Source organism: Streptomyces sp. NBC_00076 (genome assembly GCF_045041235.1).
Taxonomy (GTDB): Bacteria; Actinomycetota; Actinomycetes; order Streptomycetales; family Streptomycetaceae; genus Streptomyces.
Genome location: NZ_CP108242.1, coordinates 572,458 through 588,678, shown reverse-complemented (window position 1 = coordinate 588,678; position 16,221 = coordinate 572,458). Strand labels below are relative to the sequence as shown.

Sequence of the window (16,221 nt, the reverse complement as noted above, 5' to 3'; positions counted from 1 at the left end):
CTCGTCACTTCGGTGGTGTGCGGTGGTCATCAGGCGGACTTCCGGATCTCCAGCAGGTCCGGGACGGGGGAGAGGTCCTCCAGGAGCTGGCCGGTGGCTCCGTCGACGTGGGCGCCGGCGGGGGCGTCGAGTTGTTCGACGGGGGTCCAGGAGCCGCCGTGGCGGGCGGCGTCGAGGAGCTTCTGCAGGCGGGCGATGTCCGCGTCGAGGGTCGGCAGCAGGTGCGGGGAGCGGGTGGTCAGCAGCGGCCTGAGGACGGTGAGCAGTTCGCGGGTGCCGGCGAGGTTGGCGTCGGCGGTGGCGAGGTTGGTGCCGCTGCCCTCGTCGGTGTCGCCGGTCAACTCGAACTGCAGGGTGTTCTCGAGGATCTCGTGGGCGCGCAGCGGCAGGTCGGACGGGTCGAAGTCCTGGCGCGGGAAGGCTTTCCGCAATCCCGTGGCGTCGGCCGTCAACTGCCGGGCCGGACCGGTGAGCGAGGTGGCGGGCTCGCCGTGCCACAGGCCGTATTCGACGCGGTGGAAGCCGGTGAAGTCCGTGTCGTGCACGCCACCCGTCAGGCCGTCGGCCCGGCCGTTGATCTTCTGGTCGTAGTCCTCGAACGTGCCGTAGGCGGCGCCGAGGGAGGCGTAGGTGCGGTGGGCGGTGAGCCAGTCGGTACGGGCCTTGCCGAGGTGGTCGTGCCTGATGTCGTCGGCGAGGGTGCGGGTCTGGGCCACGAGCGTGGCCAGACCCTTGTCGACGTACGTCCGGTACTGCGCGAGCGGGCCGGCGAGGTCGTGCTCGGAGACCGGGACGACCGCCTTCGCACCGTCGCCGCCGGTGACGCGGACTGCCTTGGATGTGACCGCGGTGCCGTTGGTGGGCACGCACCGCCACGCGTACGTCCCGCCGGCGACGGTGGCGACCAGGGCACGGGTGGTGCCGGGGGCCAGGCCCTCGATCTCCCCGTAGACGGCGTTCGTGGCCGGGTCGACGAGGTACACCTCGGAGGTCTGATCGCCGGTGTTGTGCATCTGGAAGGTCTGCGGGCCGGGCTTCGGCGCGGTGAAGCCCTTGCCGCACTCCTTCTCCGACACCGCCACGGTCTGGGCGGCGGAAGGTTTGGGGCGGCCGACAGCGACGGCGAGGCCCGCGAGGAGCGCGGGGACGGTGACGACGGCGACGGGAACCACCCAGGCGGGGCGGCGCCGTGCGGGCGGGGCGTCCTGGGCGGGTGCCTCCCTGGCCGGGGGCGCCTCCCTGTCCGGGGCGGGCTTCGGTGTAGTGATGTGTACGCCGCGGACGAACAAGGTCATGGCCACGGCGAGGTATCCGGCGTAGCCGACGACCTGGAGCCAGGTCATGGTCGGCGTCAGGTTGAACACGCCCTGGACCAGGGTGCTGTACCAGGAGCCGGCGTCGACGCTGCCGCTCAGATCGACGGCGTAGGCCGTCCTGCCGGACAGGACGCCGCCCTCCTGGAGGTCGCGCAGACCGTAGCCGAGGACGCCGGCCGCGATCACGATGAGGACGGCTCCGGTGGCGGTGAAGAACTTCGTCAGGTTGATCTTCAGGACCCGCCGGTACAGGCACCAGCACAGCCCGACCGACAGGACCAGGCCGATGGCGGCACCGGTCAGGGGGCCGCCGGACTCGCCGGCCGCCTGGGCGGTGGTCCACAGGAACAGGGCGGTCTCCAGGCCCTCCCGGCCCACGGCGAGGAAGGAGGTGAGGATCAGCACGCTCGCGCCCATGGTGAGCGACCCGGTGACCTTGTCCTTGATCTCGCCGGACAGGTTGTGGGCAGAGCGGCGCATCCAGAACACCATCGCGGTGACGAAGGCGACCGCGACCACGCTGAGGGTGCCGCCGAACGTTTCCTGGGCAGTGGCCGACAGGGACGCGACGGTGAAGGTCAGCACCGCGCCGAAGCTCATCGCGAGCCCGATCGCCGCGAGCACGCCGGTCCACACCTGCGGCAGCCGGGAGCGGGCGTCGGCCCTCACGAGGGTCGCGACGAGGACGGAGACGATGAGTCCGGCTTCGAGTCCTTCCCGCAGTCCGATCAGGAAGCTCGGAAACGCGTCATCCCACATGCGGCCCTCCCCGGGCGGCCTCCGCCACGAACAGCGTTCATTTAGCGTAGGCAAACCTAACTATGACGCGGACCATCATGACCGCAGGCTCGTGGTCAATCGGTCATGCGGCGGTATTGCCGGGGCAAAACCCTTGATCCGCTCGGGCGCCCGAGGTTGGCGAGGTGCTGGAACGGCTCCGTCTCATCGCCCCGGCCACCTCGCTATGGCGACGGCGTCGGCCTCCTGCGCCGGGCGAATCGACGCCCGGCTACCCAGACGTTGATCAGAAACAGCACTGCTCCGGCTATGGGCCAGCCCAAGGATCCACCGTCGCGGTAGGTCCCGATGCCCGCCATCAACAGCATCGCGCCGACCGCCACGCCCATCAGGTCGAGGAAGACGTCTGCCTGTCTCACGATCTTCGAAAGGTTGACCACGGCCTGATCGTGACAGGTGACCCGCTCGCCGCCAACGGTGAGTCAAGATGCTCAAACGCCAGGCTGTGTACTCAGAGGCCGAGCGGCACGGGCGCGGCTGGAACACCAGAGGTGAGCAATGCCGTCAAAGGAGTCGCAAGGTCGCGGGGGGAAAACAGGTCTGGACCGTCATAACGGGCGACTTCCTGCGGGTGCCACCACTCCAGCCCGCTGATGTTCTCCGCGGCGAGCTCGTCGTCGGACAGCGTCCCGCGCGGGTTGAACCCGGCGGTACGCACGAGGAAGTAGTCGTTGACCACACCGTCGTAGCCCGCTGCGTGTCCGGGCGCCACCACTTCCTGGTGCCACACGTGCGGCGGATCGCGCCTGACCGCGAGGCCCACCTCTTCCCGCAGTTCGCGACGCAGTGCGGCAAGCGGCGTCTCGCCCTGCTCGATTCCGCCGCCCGGAGCTGCCCACACCACTGTTCCCGCCGGCTCTGGAATCGCGAACCGGCAGAGAAGGATGCGGTCGTCCTCGTCGAGGATGATCGCGCGTACTGAGTGACGCAGGTTCACCGGTGGCATCCGGACACGCTAACCGTCTGGGCAAGCGTGATGCGATCGGCGCATCGCTGGCTTGCTGACTCATCTGGTGGAGACGGCTCAAGAAATATCAATCATGATCGCGTTACGAGCCCATAGCATCTTCTAGCTAGCGATGATTAATCCCATCACTTTTCACCCAGCAAGCTTATATGAAGCAAATCGGTCGAAAGATTGAAATCTAGGGCATTGAGTGTGTTTTCACGAATAAACAGTAGAAGTGAGTCGACCGCGTGGCCTCAGCGGCGAGTGATGCTGTGGGGCGCAGCAGGTGTGGCGGCTCTCGCACTCCTTGTCGCTTTGGAGGTCGCCGCACGCCGCTACGGTCAACCGGGGCCGATCACCAATCAGCTGAAAGAGGTGATATTCGCCCCGAAACCAGGGCCACTGTACGGCGGTATGGCGTTGATGACGGTGGTGCTCTCGTGGCGGCAACGGATCATTGCTGCTGGTGTCGCGATCGGCATAGACGTCGTTTTCGTGCTGGTGAGGTGGGCGGCGGGCGTCAAGGTGGCCGAGGGTCATTTCTTCGGCAATGGCGCGTTGTGGGTGATGTTGGGCTATGGGGTCATCGCTGTTACGCGCCGCACCGGCCGGGAACGTGTCCTGCTGCTGAAGGGCGTCGGGCTGGGCCTGTTGCTGGTGGCCGGCCGCAAGACCGGCGACACCTGGCTGTTCATCACGTCGAAGACCCGCCCGACGGTGCTCGACCAGTACGTGGCAACCGCCGATCATGCGCTGGGCAACCCTTCGTGGCTGGCAGGCCGCCTTCTCCAGGCCACCGACCCGATCGGCCCCCATCTCCTCCAAGTGGTCTACGCGCAACTTGCGGTGGCCGCGATCGTCGTCGCGCTGTACCAACTGCGTCACGTAGCGGTCGAGCGCCGCTTCCCGAGCCATCACCTGGTGCGCACGTTCTTGGTGATCGGCCTCCTCGGGCCGGGCATCTACATGATCTTTCCGGTGGTCGGACCGGTCTTCGCCTACGGCCCGGGCGCCTCCGGCACCGGCGGCGTGCACTGGGCGGCGGCCAATCTGTGGCCGGACGTACCGCTGCCGATCACCACGCCGCACCCGATGTCATACGACCAGTTCACTCCCCGAAACTGCATGCCCAGCCTGCACACAGCGTGGGCCACCACGATCTTCATCCATTCCCGTAAGGGTCCACGACTCCTGCGGTTCGCCGGTACGTTCTGGCTGATCGCCACGCTCGGCGCGACGCTGGGATTCGGCTACCACTACGGTGTGGATCTCGTCGCCGGCATTGTGTTCGTGCTCACTATCGAGGGAGCGCTGCGTTCGCTCGACCGTGGCTGGGACCGGCCAGGGATCCAGCTGGTCGTCCACGGGGCGACGGTCTTTGCTGCGCTATTGGTGGCGTACCGCTATCTTCCGATGGAGATGGCCAGACATCAGGTGGTGTCCGGATCACTTCTCATTCTGGCGATGGCCTCAGTGGTTTACGGCTACGTACGGACCACCAGGCTATGGGAACCGACGGCTGTAGCCGTGCGGCAACCGGAACCGCAACCCGAACTCGCTTGAGCCGTGTTCCATCAGGCCGCCGCCGAGTGCCTGAGGCGGCTGCACAACATCAGGTACGGCAGGTCCCCGCCCACCGCAGGGACCTGCCGTCGCTCATGTTCGTCGGCCGCTCATGTTCGTCGGCACGGGATTCCGCAGGGCATGACCGACGTGGAGGCCGGCGCGAGCTGTGCCTGCGAACGGCCGGTGCTGAAACCACATGCCCGGTACCGGAACAGCAAGGCTAGGGCAGGATCTCGACGTACCCGTCGGTTCCGTGCACGCGGATCCGCTGCCCGTCCCGGATCAGCCGGGTTGCCCGCTCCACGCCCACGACGGCAGGCAGGCCGTACTCCCGAGCGATCACTGCGCCATGGGTCATCAAGCCGCCCACCTCCGTCACCAGCCCCGCGATTCCGACGAACAGCGGCGACCAGCTGGGGTCAGTGAAGGTCGTGACCAGGATGTCGCCCGTATCGAGATCGGCCTCCGCCATGTCAAGAATGACGCGGGCCCTCCCCTCGATGGTCCCGGCGGAAACCGCTAGGCCGATCAGGGCGCCGGCCGGCACGTCGTCGCGCCGGTACGACCCGCTGACGGCCTCACCGTCCGATGTGAGAACCCGGGGCGGGGTGAGCGCGTGGTACGACTGGAACGTGTCCTTGCGCTGTTGGATGAGCTGGTCATCCACCTGGTTCGAGCGCGCGACATTGTGGAGTTCCTGGAACGTGAGGTAGGAAATGTCCTCCTTCCCAGCCAGTACGTCGGCCTGCACGAGGCGCTCGGCCTCCTCCAGCAGGGCCTGCTTGTAGACGAAGTAGCGGCTGACGATGGCGTACTTCGGATACTCCCGGTACCCGATGAAGGTTCTGACCCGGTCGATCATCCGCTTGGCCTCGTCGGCTTTACGGTCCCCGTCCGGCAGGGCCCGCAAGCGTGACAGCACGTCCTGCTCTTTCTTCTGCGCCTTCTGCCGCCCTAGCTCGAAGCGCCGCTCGGCGGCGCCCGGTTCGAAGTTCCTGACGTTGTCGAGGATCACGGGCGCGAGCGTGGTGGGGCGCTCGCGCCACCGTGGCCTCGTGATGTCGATCTCGCCGACGCAGCGCATGCCGTACCGGTCGAGGTAGGCATCGATGGCGTCGCGCGCTTCGGGCCCGCCCGCGAGCTTCGCCAGCTCGTCCAGGAAGACCTCGTCCTGGACGTACTCAACACCCTGCAGGAACGCCACCACTTCCGGATACGGGCGGATCACGTCCGCGACATCGAGCAGCGCCAGTCCCATCTCCGAGGTGATGTTGTCGGGAGCGGACAGCGTGAGCGTGTCAGCCGCGTTCTTCTCGCCCAGCCACTCCTGCAGCTTGTCGTTGAGCCACCAGGTGGCCTCCATCCCCGCCATGATCGCCTGGATGCTCAGCGGATCACTGAGGACTCGCTTGTGCTCCTCAAAGGCCTCCAGCAGGAAGTCGAACAGCGCCGGGCCGGTCTTCGTCCGGATGTCGCGCTCCAGGGCGGCGATGGACACCTGGCTGCGCTCGATCAGCTCGGTGACGATGGCCGGATCCGTCTCGATCGGGGCGGACGCGCCGCCGGCCGGCGGCCCACCGGGACCCGCGTCCGGGAGCGACGGGACGAAATCGTCGCGGTCCAGGACGGTCTCCAGCGCGTCCCTGACCAGCGGATCGCCTCTTCCCATGACGTCCAGGAGGCCGGCGCGGCTCGCGGGCGAGGTCAATCGCCGGGTGACGTCGACGAACAGCCTCCCGCCGGCCTCGTGCATCGGAACCATGGCCGTCAGCTGCCACATGGACAGCCCTAGAGGCTTCATGGGGTCGGTCATCATCTGCTGGTGACCGACGGAGACGTAGACGTGATTCTCCTGGTCGCTGGTCTCGGGGATGGGGAACAGCGTCGTGATCGGCCGGCTCTGAACGATCTGGAAGTCGTCATCGACCAGGCACCATTCGATGTCCTGCGGGCGCCCGAAGTGCGCTTCGATCCGCCGCCCGAGCTGCACGAGCCGCACGACCTGCGCATCCGTCAGCGACGGCTGCTCCTGCCGCTGGGAGTCGATCGCCACTTCCTGCGTACCGCCGGCCGAAAGGGCGTGCACGGCACGCTGTTTGGCGGCGATCGTCTTCGAGACGACTTCACCGTCTCGCACCTTGAACACGTCCGGGTTGACCAGGCCGGAGACCAGGGCCTCGCCGAGGCCGAAGCCGGCGTCCACGGTGGAGACCTTCCGGTTGCCCGTGACGGGGTCGGCCGTGAACAGGATGCCGGCCGCCTGCGGGAAGACCATCTGCTGCACGACCACGGCCATGTGGACCGCCCGGTGGTCGATGCGATTGCGCTGGCGGTAGGTCACCGCCCGCTCGGTGAACAGCGAGGCCCAGCACCGGCTGACGTGCTGGAGGATCGCCGTCGGCCCCACGACGTTCAGGTACGTGTCGTGCTGGCCGGCGAAAGAGGCCGTCGGCAGGTCCTCTGCCGTCGCGCTGGATCGGACGGCATAGGCGGCTCGCTCGCCGACCTGGGCGAGCGAGCCGGTGATCGCCGCCGCGAGATCGCCCGGGATGGCGACCCCCTCGATGGCCCGGCGAATCTGCGCGCTGAGCGTGCGGATCGCCTCCCGGTCGTCGAGGCTCAGGCGCGACAGCTGATCCAGCCGGTCGGTGATCGGCGGCGCTTCGGCCATGACCCGCCGGAAGGCCTCCGTCGTCACGCAGAAGCCACCCGGTACGCGGATGCCCTCGATCCGCGACAGCCTGCCCAGGTGCACGCCCTTGCCACCAACGACCCCGGCCTGCATCTCGTCAATCTCTTGAAGACCCAACACGTAGGGCTCGATCACTGCGACACCTCCGAGGCAGCCGTGCTCCGTCGCACCGCGCTGACCGATCGAATCACCGGCATCTCCAGCTCTGTCGAACCCGCCGTCGGGCACGTCCTCATTTCTGGTCGCCTTCCCTCTGGCCAGTCGGCCGCCCACGGCGCCCAGGCGGTCGGCGCGCAGCCCCCGCACCTCCGTACCGAACGCCCGCAATCGCACTGCCGGTTCCATAACTGGTTCGACGTCACCGCGTCCCCATACGTCGACAACAACCCACGCACGTCGTGGCCCTCATTTCCGCAGCTAGTGGCCTCGGCCGACGATTCTGCGCCACGACCCGGGCCTTGCCGCAAGCCCCCCAGCGCGCTATAACTTAGGAGAGGCAGGGAGAGGGATCTCCTTGCCTTTGCCTTTTCGCCGCCCTGGTGAAAATCAACAAGACGTATGCCGAACTCGCCATCCGCTGCGAGGCGTTGGCGGATCCGGCCAGGGCTTCCAGGGCGTGTATCGAAAGCAGATCTTCGCCGAACTGCGGATCGAGGCGGAGGCCAGGAAACCGTTCCCCGCGTGGTCAGCCGCGCAAAAAATACAGGACGGTCATGGTCACGGCGGTGGTGAGGATGACGCCCCGTAGCAGCCAGTCGGGAAGACGTCGGGCGAGGTGGGCGCCGGCGTAGCCGCCGACCAAGGCACCGACCAGCATGGTGCTGAGGAGAAGCGGAGCGGTCAGTGCGTCCGAGGCGATGAGGAACAGCACGGTCGCACTGAGGTAGATGGCCGCGAGCTGTGCGATCCGCATCGGGTTGCTGACCGCGGCGTCGAGGCCGAGACCGATACTCCACAGAGCCAGCATCAAGATGCCTACGGCACCGCCGAAGTATCCGCCGTACACAGCGAGGCAGAACTGCCCGATCAGGACGGCCCGGGCACTCATGCCGACCGAGCTGCCCAGCGAGGTGCTCAACAGCTGGGAGAGGCGGCGTCCGACCATCAGGATCACCGTGGCGAAGGCGAGGAGCCACGGCGCCGCGACGTCGAACGACGATGCCGGCAGTACCAGCAGCAGGCCCGCACCGACTCCGCCGCCGATCACGCTGATCACTGTCAGCGACTTCGTGGACGTCGAACCGACCGGGGTGAGTTCGCGTCGGTAGACCCATGCGCTGGCTACGGCCCCGGGCACCAGAGCTACCCGCGACAACGCGTTCGCCGTCACCGGTGACAGTCCGAACGCGACGAGAGCGGGCAGTGCCACGAACGTACCCCCACCACCCAAGGCGTTGAGCACTCCGGCGGCGACACCGGCCAGCAGGACAAGCAATAACTCCGACACCAGCCGAGCATCACCCTGTGACCAGCTGTCGCACAATGCGCAATCGGCGCACTCAGCCTAAGGCTGGGCCTTAGTCTGAGCCGGTGCGCTATGACTTGGACGACTTGCGGCTCTTTCTGCACATCGTGGCGGAGGGGTCGATCACGGCGGGCGCTCGTCGGATGCATCTGAGCCTTCCTTCGGCCAGCGCGAGAGTGCGTTCACTGGAGCACAACGCCGGCGTCGCACTGCTGGTCCGCGGTCGGCGCGGCGTGCGGCCCACGCCGGCGGGGACGACCCTGGCCCGCCACGCACGCGACGTGCTCGCCCAGACCACGCGGCTCGAAAGCGCCATCGCCGGCTACACACGGTCCCCGACCACTCCGCTGATCCTGTTGGCCGGCGGCTCCGCGATGCATCGGCTCGTGCCGCAGGCCCTGGTCTCGTTCCTCCGCGCACACCCGGACGTCGACGTGACAGTGACCGAGAGCCGCACCCCGCGGACGGTGCGGATGCTCGCCGACGGCGAGGCGGACCTGGGGGTCGTGCTCGACGACGAGGCCCAAGACTGCGGCCTGCAGATGGAGCCCCTCGGCGACGACTCCCTCGTCGTGATCGGCCAGGCCGGAGGGGTCCTCGCCGACCGGACCACGCTGACCTACACCGAGGTCGCCGAGCACCCTCTCGTCGGTCTCAACGCCGACTCCTCGCTGCGCCGCTGGATCGAGAAGCACCTCGGGCCCCACGCTCCAGTGGTGCGCAACCGCACGACCGTCGCAAACCTCAACGTCCTCGTCGCCCTCGCTGCCGCCGGCGTCGGGCTCGCCGTCGTGCCGCGTCGCGCCATCGACCCCCACCAGCCACTCGACGTATGCGAACTGCAGGACTCCTGGGCTCGTCGCCACCATGTGCTGGCCTGGGGCGTCAAGGACCGCGCATTGCCGACGGCTACCGAGGCGCTCGCCGAACACCTGCGCCACGCGGCACTGTCCGAACCTTCCTCCCGCACGGCACACGAAGACCCCGCCCGTCGGCGACCCTTCCCGGACAGCTGACCGAGCAGCGGCACAGGCCGGGCGCGTTCGCGCCGTAGCCGCGACCGGTACCGCGTGTTCAGAGCCGTCGCAATCCGCCGGCGGTGTCGTCATGTTGACTGAGAGGGCGGGTGATCTTCCGGATCGCACGCCTCAAGCGCCACCGTAACCTGCCTCTGCTCCGTGAGCTCTCCCGCGCTCTCTCGCCGCGCTCACCGCTGTTCCCCGGCCCAGTACGCGGCCCGCACCTCCCCCTCCGCGAAGTCCCCGCGCGGCAGGCGCAGGCCGAGGGAATCCTCCAAGGCGTGGAAGTACAGCTCGAACGTGCTGGTCAGTTCGGGGTGGTCCAGCTCGGCACGGCGTACGGCGCGGTTGAGGAAATCCAGTTCGCCGCCCCGCAGATAGGGGGCGCGGCCGCGCTCGTACCAGATCAGCTCCAGCACCCCCCAGTCGTCGACGCGGCGACCGTTCCGCATGTAGTCGAAGGTGTAGATGGCTTTCGCGGAGGTGGCGGTCAGCCACACGCTCTCCGTAATCCCGAGCGCCGCGTACGCCTCCTTGTCGGCGAAGGACCCCGGCGGCGTGTCGTGGTACAGCAGATACGTCCACCCGCCCGCCTGCCCGAAACAGCAGCTCTCCCACTGGCGGTCCCAGTGGGCCCGGCCGCTGTCCACGGCCTGCAGGTCCTTCAGTCGCATACCGGCTGCGACCTGTGCGGGATCGGCCCCGTACAGCAGGGCCAGCCGCTCGGCGTCGACGGTTCGACCGGGCGCCGCACGGAAGAAGGCAAGGGTCGTGTACGGGTCCTGCTCACGCCAGGATCCGGCTATCCAGGCGAGCCCCTCCAGCGGGTCACGCCCACACGCCTCGACCGTCCCGGGGTCTTCCAGGCCGCCACCGCGGAAACGCCTGCCCCACGCCGGATCGATCCGGTCCAGCGCGTCGGCCACCTCCTCGAGGCTGCCGCCGCACCGCCGCATCGCGGCCTCGGCGACCAGGTAGAGCACCTGCTCGAGGTCGCGGGTGGCGAAGACCTCCCGGTAGGGACCGCGGTGGCCGCGCACCGTGCCGTTCTCGTCCAGCAGCAGACACAGGCCGCCGTCCTCCGCCTCCTCAGCACGCTCGGCCCACTGCTTCAGTTCGTGGGAGGAGAGCGCCACGGGCGGCAGCTCGACCTCGTCGAGCAGGGCGTGTCGCGCGGCCCTCCGCTGCCAGGCCTCCGCGAGCGTCCGTTTGGTGATCTCCATGGCGTCAAGATAAAAGGAGGCACTGACATTGATACGGTCAGCGCGCGTATGACCGGCTGGCCGCGCATGACCCTGGCTCCACTCATCAGGTCCCCTTGGAATCGTTCATCTAGGCTGGCGCGGTGACTGATGAGCAGGAGCGGGTGCAGCCGTCGGGAGTGTGGGCCACGGCGGTGGGGGTGGCCAGGGTGCGGGCGCTGGAGACCGAGCGGGAGAACGCGCTGTTCCGCGACCCACTGGCACAGGCCTTCGCCACCGCCGGCGGCCTGTGGCCCTCCTCGCCGCCGCTGCCCGATGACGAGGCCGCGCGACGCCGCCGGCTGGCCGTGTCGTTCTCCATCGTCATCAGGACGAAGTTCCTCGACGACCTGTTGCAGCACGCCTCCGCGTCCGGGGTCCGACAGGTCGTGCTGCTCGGCGCCGGCATGGACAGCCGGGCCTTCCGGATGGACTGGCCCGAAGGCACCCGGCTGTTCGAGGTCGACACCGCCGCCCCACTGGACTTCAAGGCTTCGGTGCTGCGCCAGGAGCGGGCCGTCGCACGCTGCGAGCGGATCACCGTCGCGGTGGATCTGCGTGAGGACTGGCCAGGCGCGCTGGCCGCCGCAGGGCACGACCCGGCCGTGCCGACCGCCTGGATCGCCGAAGGACTGCTGATCTATCTGCCCGAGGACGCGGTGGAGTTGCTGCTGGCCCGGATCAGCGCGCAGTCGGCGGCAGGCAGTCGGATGGGACTGACGTTGGGCTCGCGCGGCGTGATCGAGCGCTTCGGCGCGGAAGCCCAGCCGGGATCGGCGGCGTCCATGTGGGTCTCGGAGATGCCCGACGACCCGGTGGGCTGGCTGGCCGGGCATGGCTGGGAGGCCGCCAGCCACACCCTGCGCGAGCGCGCTGCCGCCTACGGCCGCCCGATCAGCACCCCGCCGCAGCGCGAGGAGCAGCCCGGCGGACTGATCTCGGCGGTCCGCCGGTAGAGCGCCTCCCGCTTCCCTGGATGATCGATTCCAAGGGGGCCCGATGAGTGGAGCCAGGTTCATGCGCGGCCAGTTGGTTATGCGCGGGCTGACCGCCTACGACCACTGAACACCTTGGAATCGATCATCTGAACGATGGGGTTGACGGAGGCGTTCGGGCAGCACGGCGAGCTGGCGGAGGGGACGTGCCCCGAGATACCTGAACCTGACGATGCTTCGAAACATCGCTGCGACCAGGGAGCCATGTGCTTCAGGTTTGGTGTCCGAGCCGGAGCCTCAACTGTTGCCCAGGGTGCGGTCGAGGAGGGGCAGCAGGCGGTCCCAATGGCGTTGCAGCGCGGCGGGGTTGAAGGCGTCGGTGTCGGACATGGTGAAGCCGTGGACGGTGCCGGGGTAGATCTCGGAGGTGTAGCCCACACCCGCGGCGTCCAGGGCCTGGTTCAACTCGCCGAGGGCTTCAGGGGTGATGTCGCCTTCGGCGTGGCCGAGGTGTACCTGGGCCGTGAGTGTGGAGAGGCTGTCGGGCCCGTCGGCGCCCACGGGAGCGTGGAATGCGGCGACGGCGGCCACCTGGCCGGGGTGGGCCGCGGCGGTGCGCATGGCCAGGAGGCCGCCTATGCAGTAGCCGGTCACCGCGACCGGTCCGGCACCGACCTCGGGCTGGGTGGCGAGGAACCTGAGATAGGCGTCCGCGTCGCTCAGGACACGTTCCGTGGTGTGCGCCTCGATCAAGGGCATCAGCTGGGCGAAGACCGCGGGCCGGACCTCTTCTCCGATGTGCTCTGGAAGGTCGATCACCGGTGCCGGACCGTGCCGGTAGAAGAGGTTGGGGACGAGCACGTAGTAGCCGTGCCCGGCCAGCTCGCGGGCCATCTCCCGCAGTACGGGCCGGATACCGAAACCGTCCGCGTACATCAGCACCCCTGGGTGCCGCTCACCATCGTCCGGGAAGGTGGCGAAAGCGTCGGCCAGACCATCCGCGGTGGGAATGTGCAGCATCTTGGTGCGCATGAGATCTCCTGTCGTGGTTGACGTGTCGAGCTGTGATCAACACGACAGGAGGCGGAGCCCGCGCAACGGCGCCAGACCCTCGATCCAACCGCGGGCCGACACCGGCCCGTACGGCGCTCAGAGGAGCGCCGGGTCACCAATCCGTGTGTGGCGCAAGGCCGTCCCGGTAGTCATCGCCGCGCAGCGTAGCCGACCGGACAGGATCGATGCCACCGGGTATGCCGATGTAGGCGGGGCGACGGGGTCCAGGTCTGGCCCGTCTGCGGATGGACCTGCACGAGCAGGATGTCGACGCCTGCGTCGGGGGCGGGCAACCCTGGTCCAGCCAGGACGGCACGCCGCTCCTGCGGACCTGCGGGAAGGATTGGACTTTCGGCAGTGTCGGACGGCTCCCGGTGTCCGTACCGTCGCTTCCGTGGACAGCATGGTGACCAACAGCGGGACTCGGGCGGGGACGACGGTCTCCCGGCAGACGCTGGATCCAGGCGGGAGCCTTCTGACAGCGGCCGCGGTGACGGCCGCCGGTCTGAGCACGGTGAACCCGTGGTGGGCTGTCCCGACTGCCCTCGCCGCGTTCCTGGCCGGACGGCGGCCTGGGCCAATGGCGCCGACCGTGCTCGCTCTGGTCGGGCTTCTCGCGGCCGGTGTGGTGGCATTGTCCGTCGTGCCTGCCTGGCTGCCGTTGGGCGGCCGGTTTGTGACACTGGTGGTGGTCGCCACGATGCTGCCCTGGTTCGCGGGCCGATTCTGGTGCCACTACCAACAGCTTGTCCGGGCGGGTTGGGAACGTGCGGGGCAACTGCAACGCGAGCAGGAGCTGTTCGCTGAGCAGGCAAGGCTGCGCGAACGGGCGCGTATCGCGCAGGACATGCATGACGTACTGGGCCATGACCTCAGCCTGATCGCCCTGTCGGCCGGTGCCCTGAAGCTCGCCCCGGGCCTTGAAGAGCACCATCGAAGGGCCGCAGGTGACATCAGGGCCAGGGCGGCCGCCGCAGTGGAGCGTCTCGGCGAGGTGATCGGTGTGCTGCGTGAGGAGGCCGGTGACGCGCCGACGGACCCTGACGGCTCCTGTCTCGCAGACCTGATCGCAGAGGCGTCCGCGTCCGGGCTCGCGGTGAAGTTGAGCACCGACGGCAGGGCGGACGACCTGCCACCGGTGGTCGAGCGGGCGGTTCATCGGGTCGTGCAGGAAGCGCTGACCAACGTTGCCAAGCACGCGCCCGGCGCGACGGCGAGCGTCCAAGTGACGCATACGGCAACGGAATCAGAAGTAGTCGTGGAGAACGGCCCGCCGTCGTCCGCTGCCAGCCTTCCGCCCCGGCCCCGGAGCGGAGGGTATGGCCTGATAGGTCTCGACGAACGGGTGCGCTTGGCCGGCGGTTCGTTCGACCATGGTCCGCGCGGCGGGGGCTATGCCGTCGCCGCGCGGATCCCGCACGCGCCCTCGTCAACGCCGTCACGGCTTCTCGCGCCCGCGGTCTCTTGGGCCGACGACGAGTTGCCGCAGGAACATCGTCGTGCTCGACGACGCGTCGGCAGGGTCCTGGTCGCCGCGGTCATGGTGCCCCTGGTGGCGGGAGCGGTGCTGAGCGCAGCACTCATGGGGTGGGAGATGCTGTCGGCGTCCCGATCGGTCCTGGAACCCGGTGACTTCGCCCGCCTTCGCCTGGGGCAAGATCGTTCTGAGGTGGAGCGTTTCCTGCCGGACCGGCAGACGAACTACCGACCGCTGACTGCCGAGCCGACAGGAGACGGCATAACGTGCGAGTACTACGCGATGACGGCCGACCGGTTCGACGACCGGTCCGGAGACGCCTACCGGCTCTGCTTCCGGGGCGGCATCCTGGTGTCCCAGGACACGCTCACCCCGTGAGTGTCCGATGATCCGGGTGCTGATCGCCGACGACGAGCCCATGATCCGTGCGGGAGTACGTTCAGTTCTTGCCTCGGATCCGGGCATCGAGATCGTCGCCGAGGCCGGTGACGGCCACGAGGCCGTGGAACTGGTCCGGCGTCACCGCCCAGCGGTCGCTGTGCTCGACATCCGTATGCCGGGGATGAACGGCATCGACGCGGCGGCGGAGATCCGCAGCACCGCGCCCAGCACGGGCGTCGTCATGCTGACGACGTTCGGTGAGGACGACTACATCCTGCGGGCACTCGGCGGTGGCGCGGCCGGCTTCCTGATCAAGTCGGGCGAGCCCGAGGAACTGATCGTCGGCGTCCGGGCGGTGGCCGACGGCGCCGCCTACCTGTCACCGAAGGTCGCGGCCCGAGTCGTCGCGCACCTCTCCGCGACGGGCGCGGGCGCCCTGGCCGGCCGGCGCTCCGTCGCCCGCGCCCGAGTCGACTCCCTGACCGCTCGGGAACGGGAGGTGCTGGCTTTCCTCGGCAGTGGGCTGTCCAACGGGCAGATCGCCCGGCGGTTGCATGTGGTGGAGGGGACGGTGAAGGCCCATGTGAGTTCCATTCTGGCCCGGCTGGGCGTGGACAACCGGGCCGCTGCCGCGGTTGTCGCCCACGAGGCCGGGATCGTTCCTCCGCCGCCCCAGCCGTGATGCCACCCGCTGAGCCGGCGGCAGGAACGTGAGGAGTACGGCCACCACCACAGTGGCGCCGAGGACAGCTCCGGCCAGCACGTCGTGCGGGTAGTGGACCCCCACCAACACGCGCAGCAGCGCGGCGGCCCCGGCCAGCGGCAGAGTGACTGCGGCAAGGCGCGGCCGAAGCACCGCCAGGCCGACGGCCAGCCCGGCGGCCAAGGTGGCGTGGTTGCTCGGGAAGGACCAGTCTCCCGCGCCGGGGCACTCCGCGACGAGGTCGACCCCCGTGCGCAGCGCGCGGCAAGGCCGCTCCTCGTCCACCACCAGCTTCACTGCTTCGCTCACCGCGTAAGCCGCGACAGTGCCGAATCCGGTCAACACGGACCCGGCTGCCTCTCGGAGGTCTTTGAGGCGGATGGCTGTCCACCACGTCCAGGCCAGCAACATTGCGAGAATCACCAGCGTGCCCTCGGTGGCTGGTTCCAGGAGTGGGACCAGCCACGACGGCGCATCTGCCACCGCCCCAGTCACCGACCGGTACGCGGACGCCGATGCTCCTCCGGTGACCTGGACGGCACCGGCTTCGCCCAGTCCACCCGGGGAAAGCCAGACGACCGCTCCCGCGCCCACACCCAGGACGCCCACCGCACCAAACAGCCGAC

The 16,221-nt window shown here is 68.7% G+C and carries 12 protein-coding genes and 1 pseudogene; 5 read left to right on the top strand and 8 right to left on the bottom strand.

The genetic code is table 11. The features are described 5' to 3' along the window. Positions 1 to 29 precede the first annotated feature (29 nt). The 3 genes from efeU to OHA64_RS02930 form a co-directional block, all read right to left on the bottom strand. A complete protein-coding gene (gene efeU, locus OHA64_RS02940; RefSeq protein WP_405607330.1) occupies positions 30 to 2,075 on the bottom strand; it encodes an iron uptake transporter permease EfeU in 2,046 nt (681 codons plus the stop codon). Between the two features lie 203 nt (positions 2,076 to 2,278). Continuing rightward, positions 2,279 to 2,494, bottom strand: a complete 216-nt coding sequence (locus tag OHA64_RS02935) for a hypothetical protein (RefSeq protein ID WP_405607327.1) — start codon at positions 2,492 to 2,494, stop codon at positions 2,279 to 2,281. Between the two features lie 71 nt (positions 2,495 to 2,565). Beyond that, positions 2,566 to 3,060 (bottom strand): NUDIX hydrolase, encoded by a 495-nt coding sequence (locus OHA64_RS02930; RefSeq protein ID WP_405607324.1) that lies wholly within the window; start codon positions 3,058 to 3,060, stop codon positions 2,566 to 2,568. Between the two features lie 270 nt (positions 3,061 to 3,330). Here OHA64_RS02930 and OHA64_RS02925 point away from each other — a divergent pair, with 270 nt between their 5' ends. Continuing rightward, on the top strand, positions 3,331 to 4,626 hold the full coding sequence (locus OHA64_RS02925; RefSeq protein ID WP_405607321.1) for a phosphatase PAP2 family protein: 1,296 nt from the start codon (positions 3,331 to 3,333) through the stop codon (positions 4,624 to 4,626). A gap of 223 nt (positions 4,627 to 4,849) precedes the next feature. On the opposite strand, the gene rph is transcribed toward OHA64_RS02925, so the two are convergent. After that, positions 4,850 to 7,456 carry a rifamycin-inactivating phosphotransferase gene (gene rph, locus OHA64_RS02920; RefSeq protein ID WP_405607318.1) on the bottom strand — a complete coding sequence of 869 codons (2,607 nt, stop codon included), beginning with the start codon at positions 7,454 to 7,456 and terminating at the stop codon, positions 4,850 to 4,852. Between the two features lie 550 nt (positions 7,457 to 8,006). Further along, positions 8,007 to 8,768: a sulfite exporter TauE/SafE family protein gene (locus OHA64_RS02915; RefSeq protein ID WP_405607315.1), complete on the bottom strand. Its 762-nt coding sequence runs from the start codon at positions 8,766 to 8,768 to the stop codon at positions 8,007 to 8,009. A gap of 83 nt (positions 8,769 to 8,851) precedes the next feature. Between OHA64_RS02915 and OHA64_RS02910 the strand changes: the two genes are divergently transcribed. After that, the gene (locus OHA64_RS02910; protein WP_405607312.1) at positions 8,852 to 9,802 is read left to right on the top strand and encodes a LysR family transcriptional regulator; all 951 of its coding nucleotides are present in this window, start codon (positions 8,852 to 8,854) and stop codon (positions 9,800 to 9,802) included. Positions 9,803 to 9,993: 191 nt separating this feature from the next. Here the strand turns inward: OHA64_RS02910 and OHA64_RS02905 are convergent, their stop codons facing one another. Next, positions 9,994 to 11,028, bottom strand: coding sequence for a hypothetical protein (locus OHA64_RS02905; RefSeq protein WP_405607309.1), 1,035 nt, complete (start codon positions 11,026 to 11,028; stop codon positions 9,994 to 9,996). Positions 11,029 to 11,150: 122 nt separating this feature from the next. On the opposite strand from OHA64_RS02905, the gene OHA64_RS02900 reads away from it, so the two are divergent. Then, positions 11,151 to 12,002, top strand: coding sequence for a class I SAM-dependent methyltransferase (locus OHA64_RS02900; protein WP_405607307.1), 852 nt, complete (start codon positions 11,151 to 11,153; stop codon positions 12,000 to 12,002). Between the two features lie 276 nt (positions 12,003 to 12,278). Here the strand turns inward: OHA64_RS02900 and OHA64_RS02895 are convergent, their stop codons facing one another. Beyond that, positions 12,279 to 13,013 (bottom strand): dienelactone hydrolase family protein, encoded by a 735-nt coding sequence (locus OHA64_RS02895; RefSeq protein ID WP_405607304.1) that lies wholly within the window; start codon positions 13,011 to 13,013, stop codon positions 12,279 to 12,281. A gap of 424 nt (positions 13,014 to 13,437) precedes the next feature. Between OHA64_RS02895 and OHA64_RS02890 the strand changes: the two genes are divergently transcribed. Then, positions 13,438 to 14,889: a sensor histidine kinase gene (locus OHA64_RS02890; RefSeq protein WP_405623829.1), complete on the top strand. Its 1,452-nt coding sequence runs from the start codon at positions 13,438 to 13,440 to the stop codon at positions 14,887 to 14,889. Positions 14,890 to 14,896: 7 nt separating this feature from the next. Next, positions 14,897 to 15,574 carry a response regulator gene (locus OHA64_RS02885; RefSeq protein WP_405607301.1) on the top strand — a complete coding sequence of 226 codons (678 nt, stop codon included), beginning with the start codon at positions 14,897 to 14,899 and terminating at the stop codon, positions 15,572 to 15,574. A gap of 42 nt (positions 15,575 to 15,616) precedes the next feature. Here the strand turns inward: OHA64_RS02885 and OHA64_RS02880 are convergent. Beyond that, positions 15,617 to 16,006, bottom strand: a pseudogene (locus OHA64_RS02880) (phosphatase PAP2 family protein); the annotation flags it as partial. Positions 16,007 to 16,221: the final 215 nt, after the last annotated feature.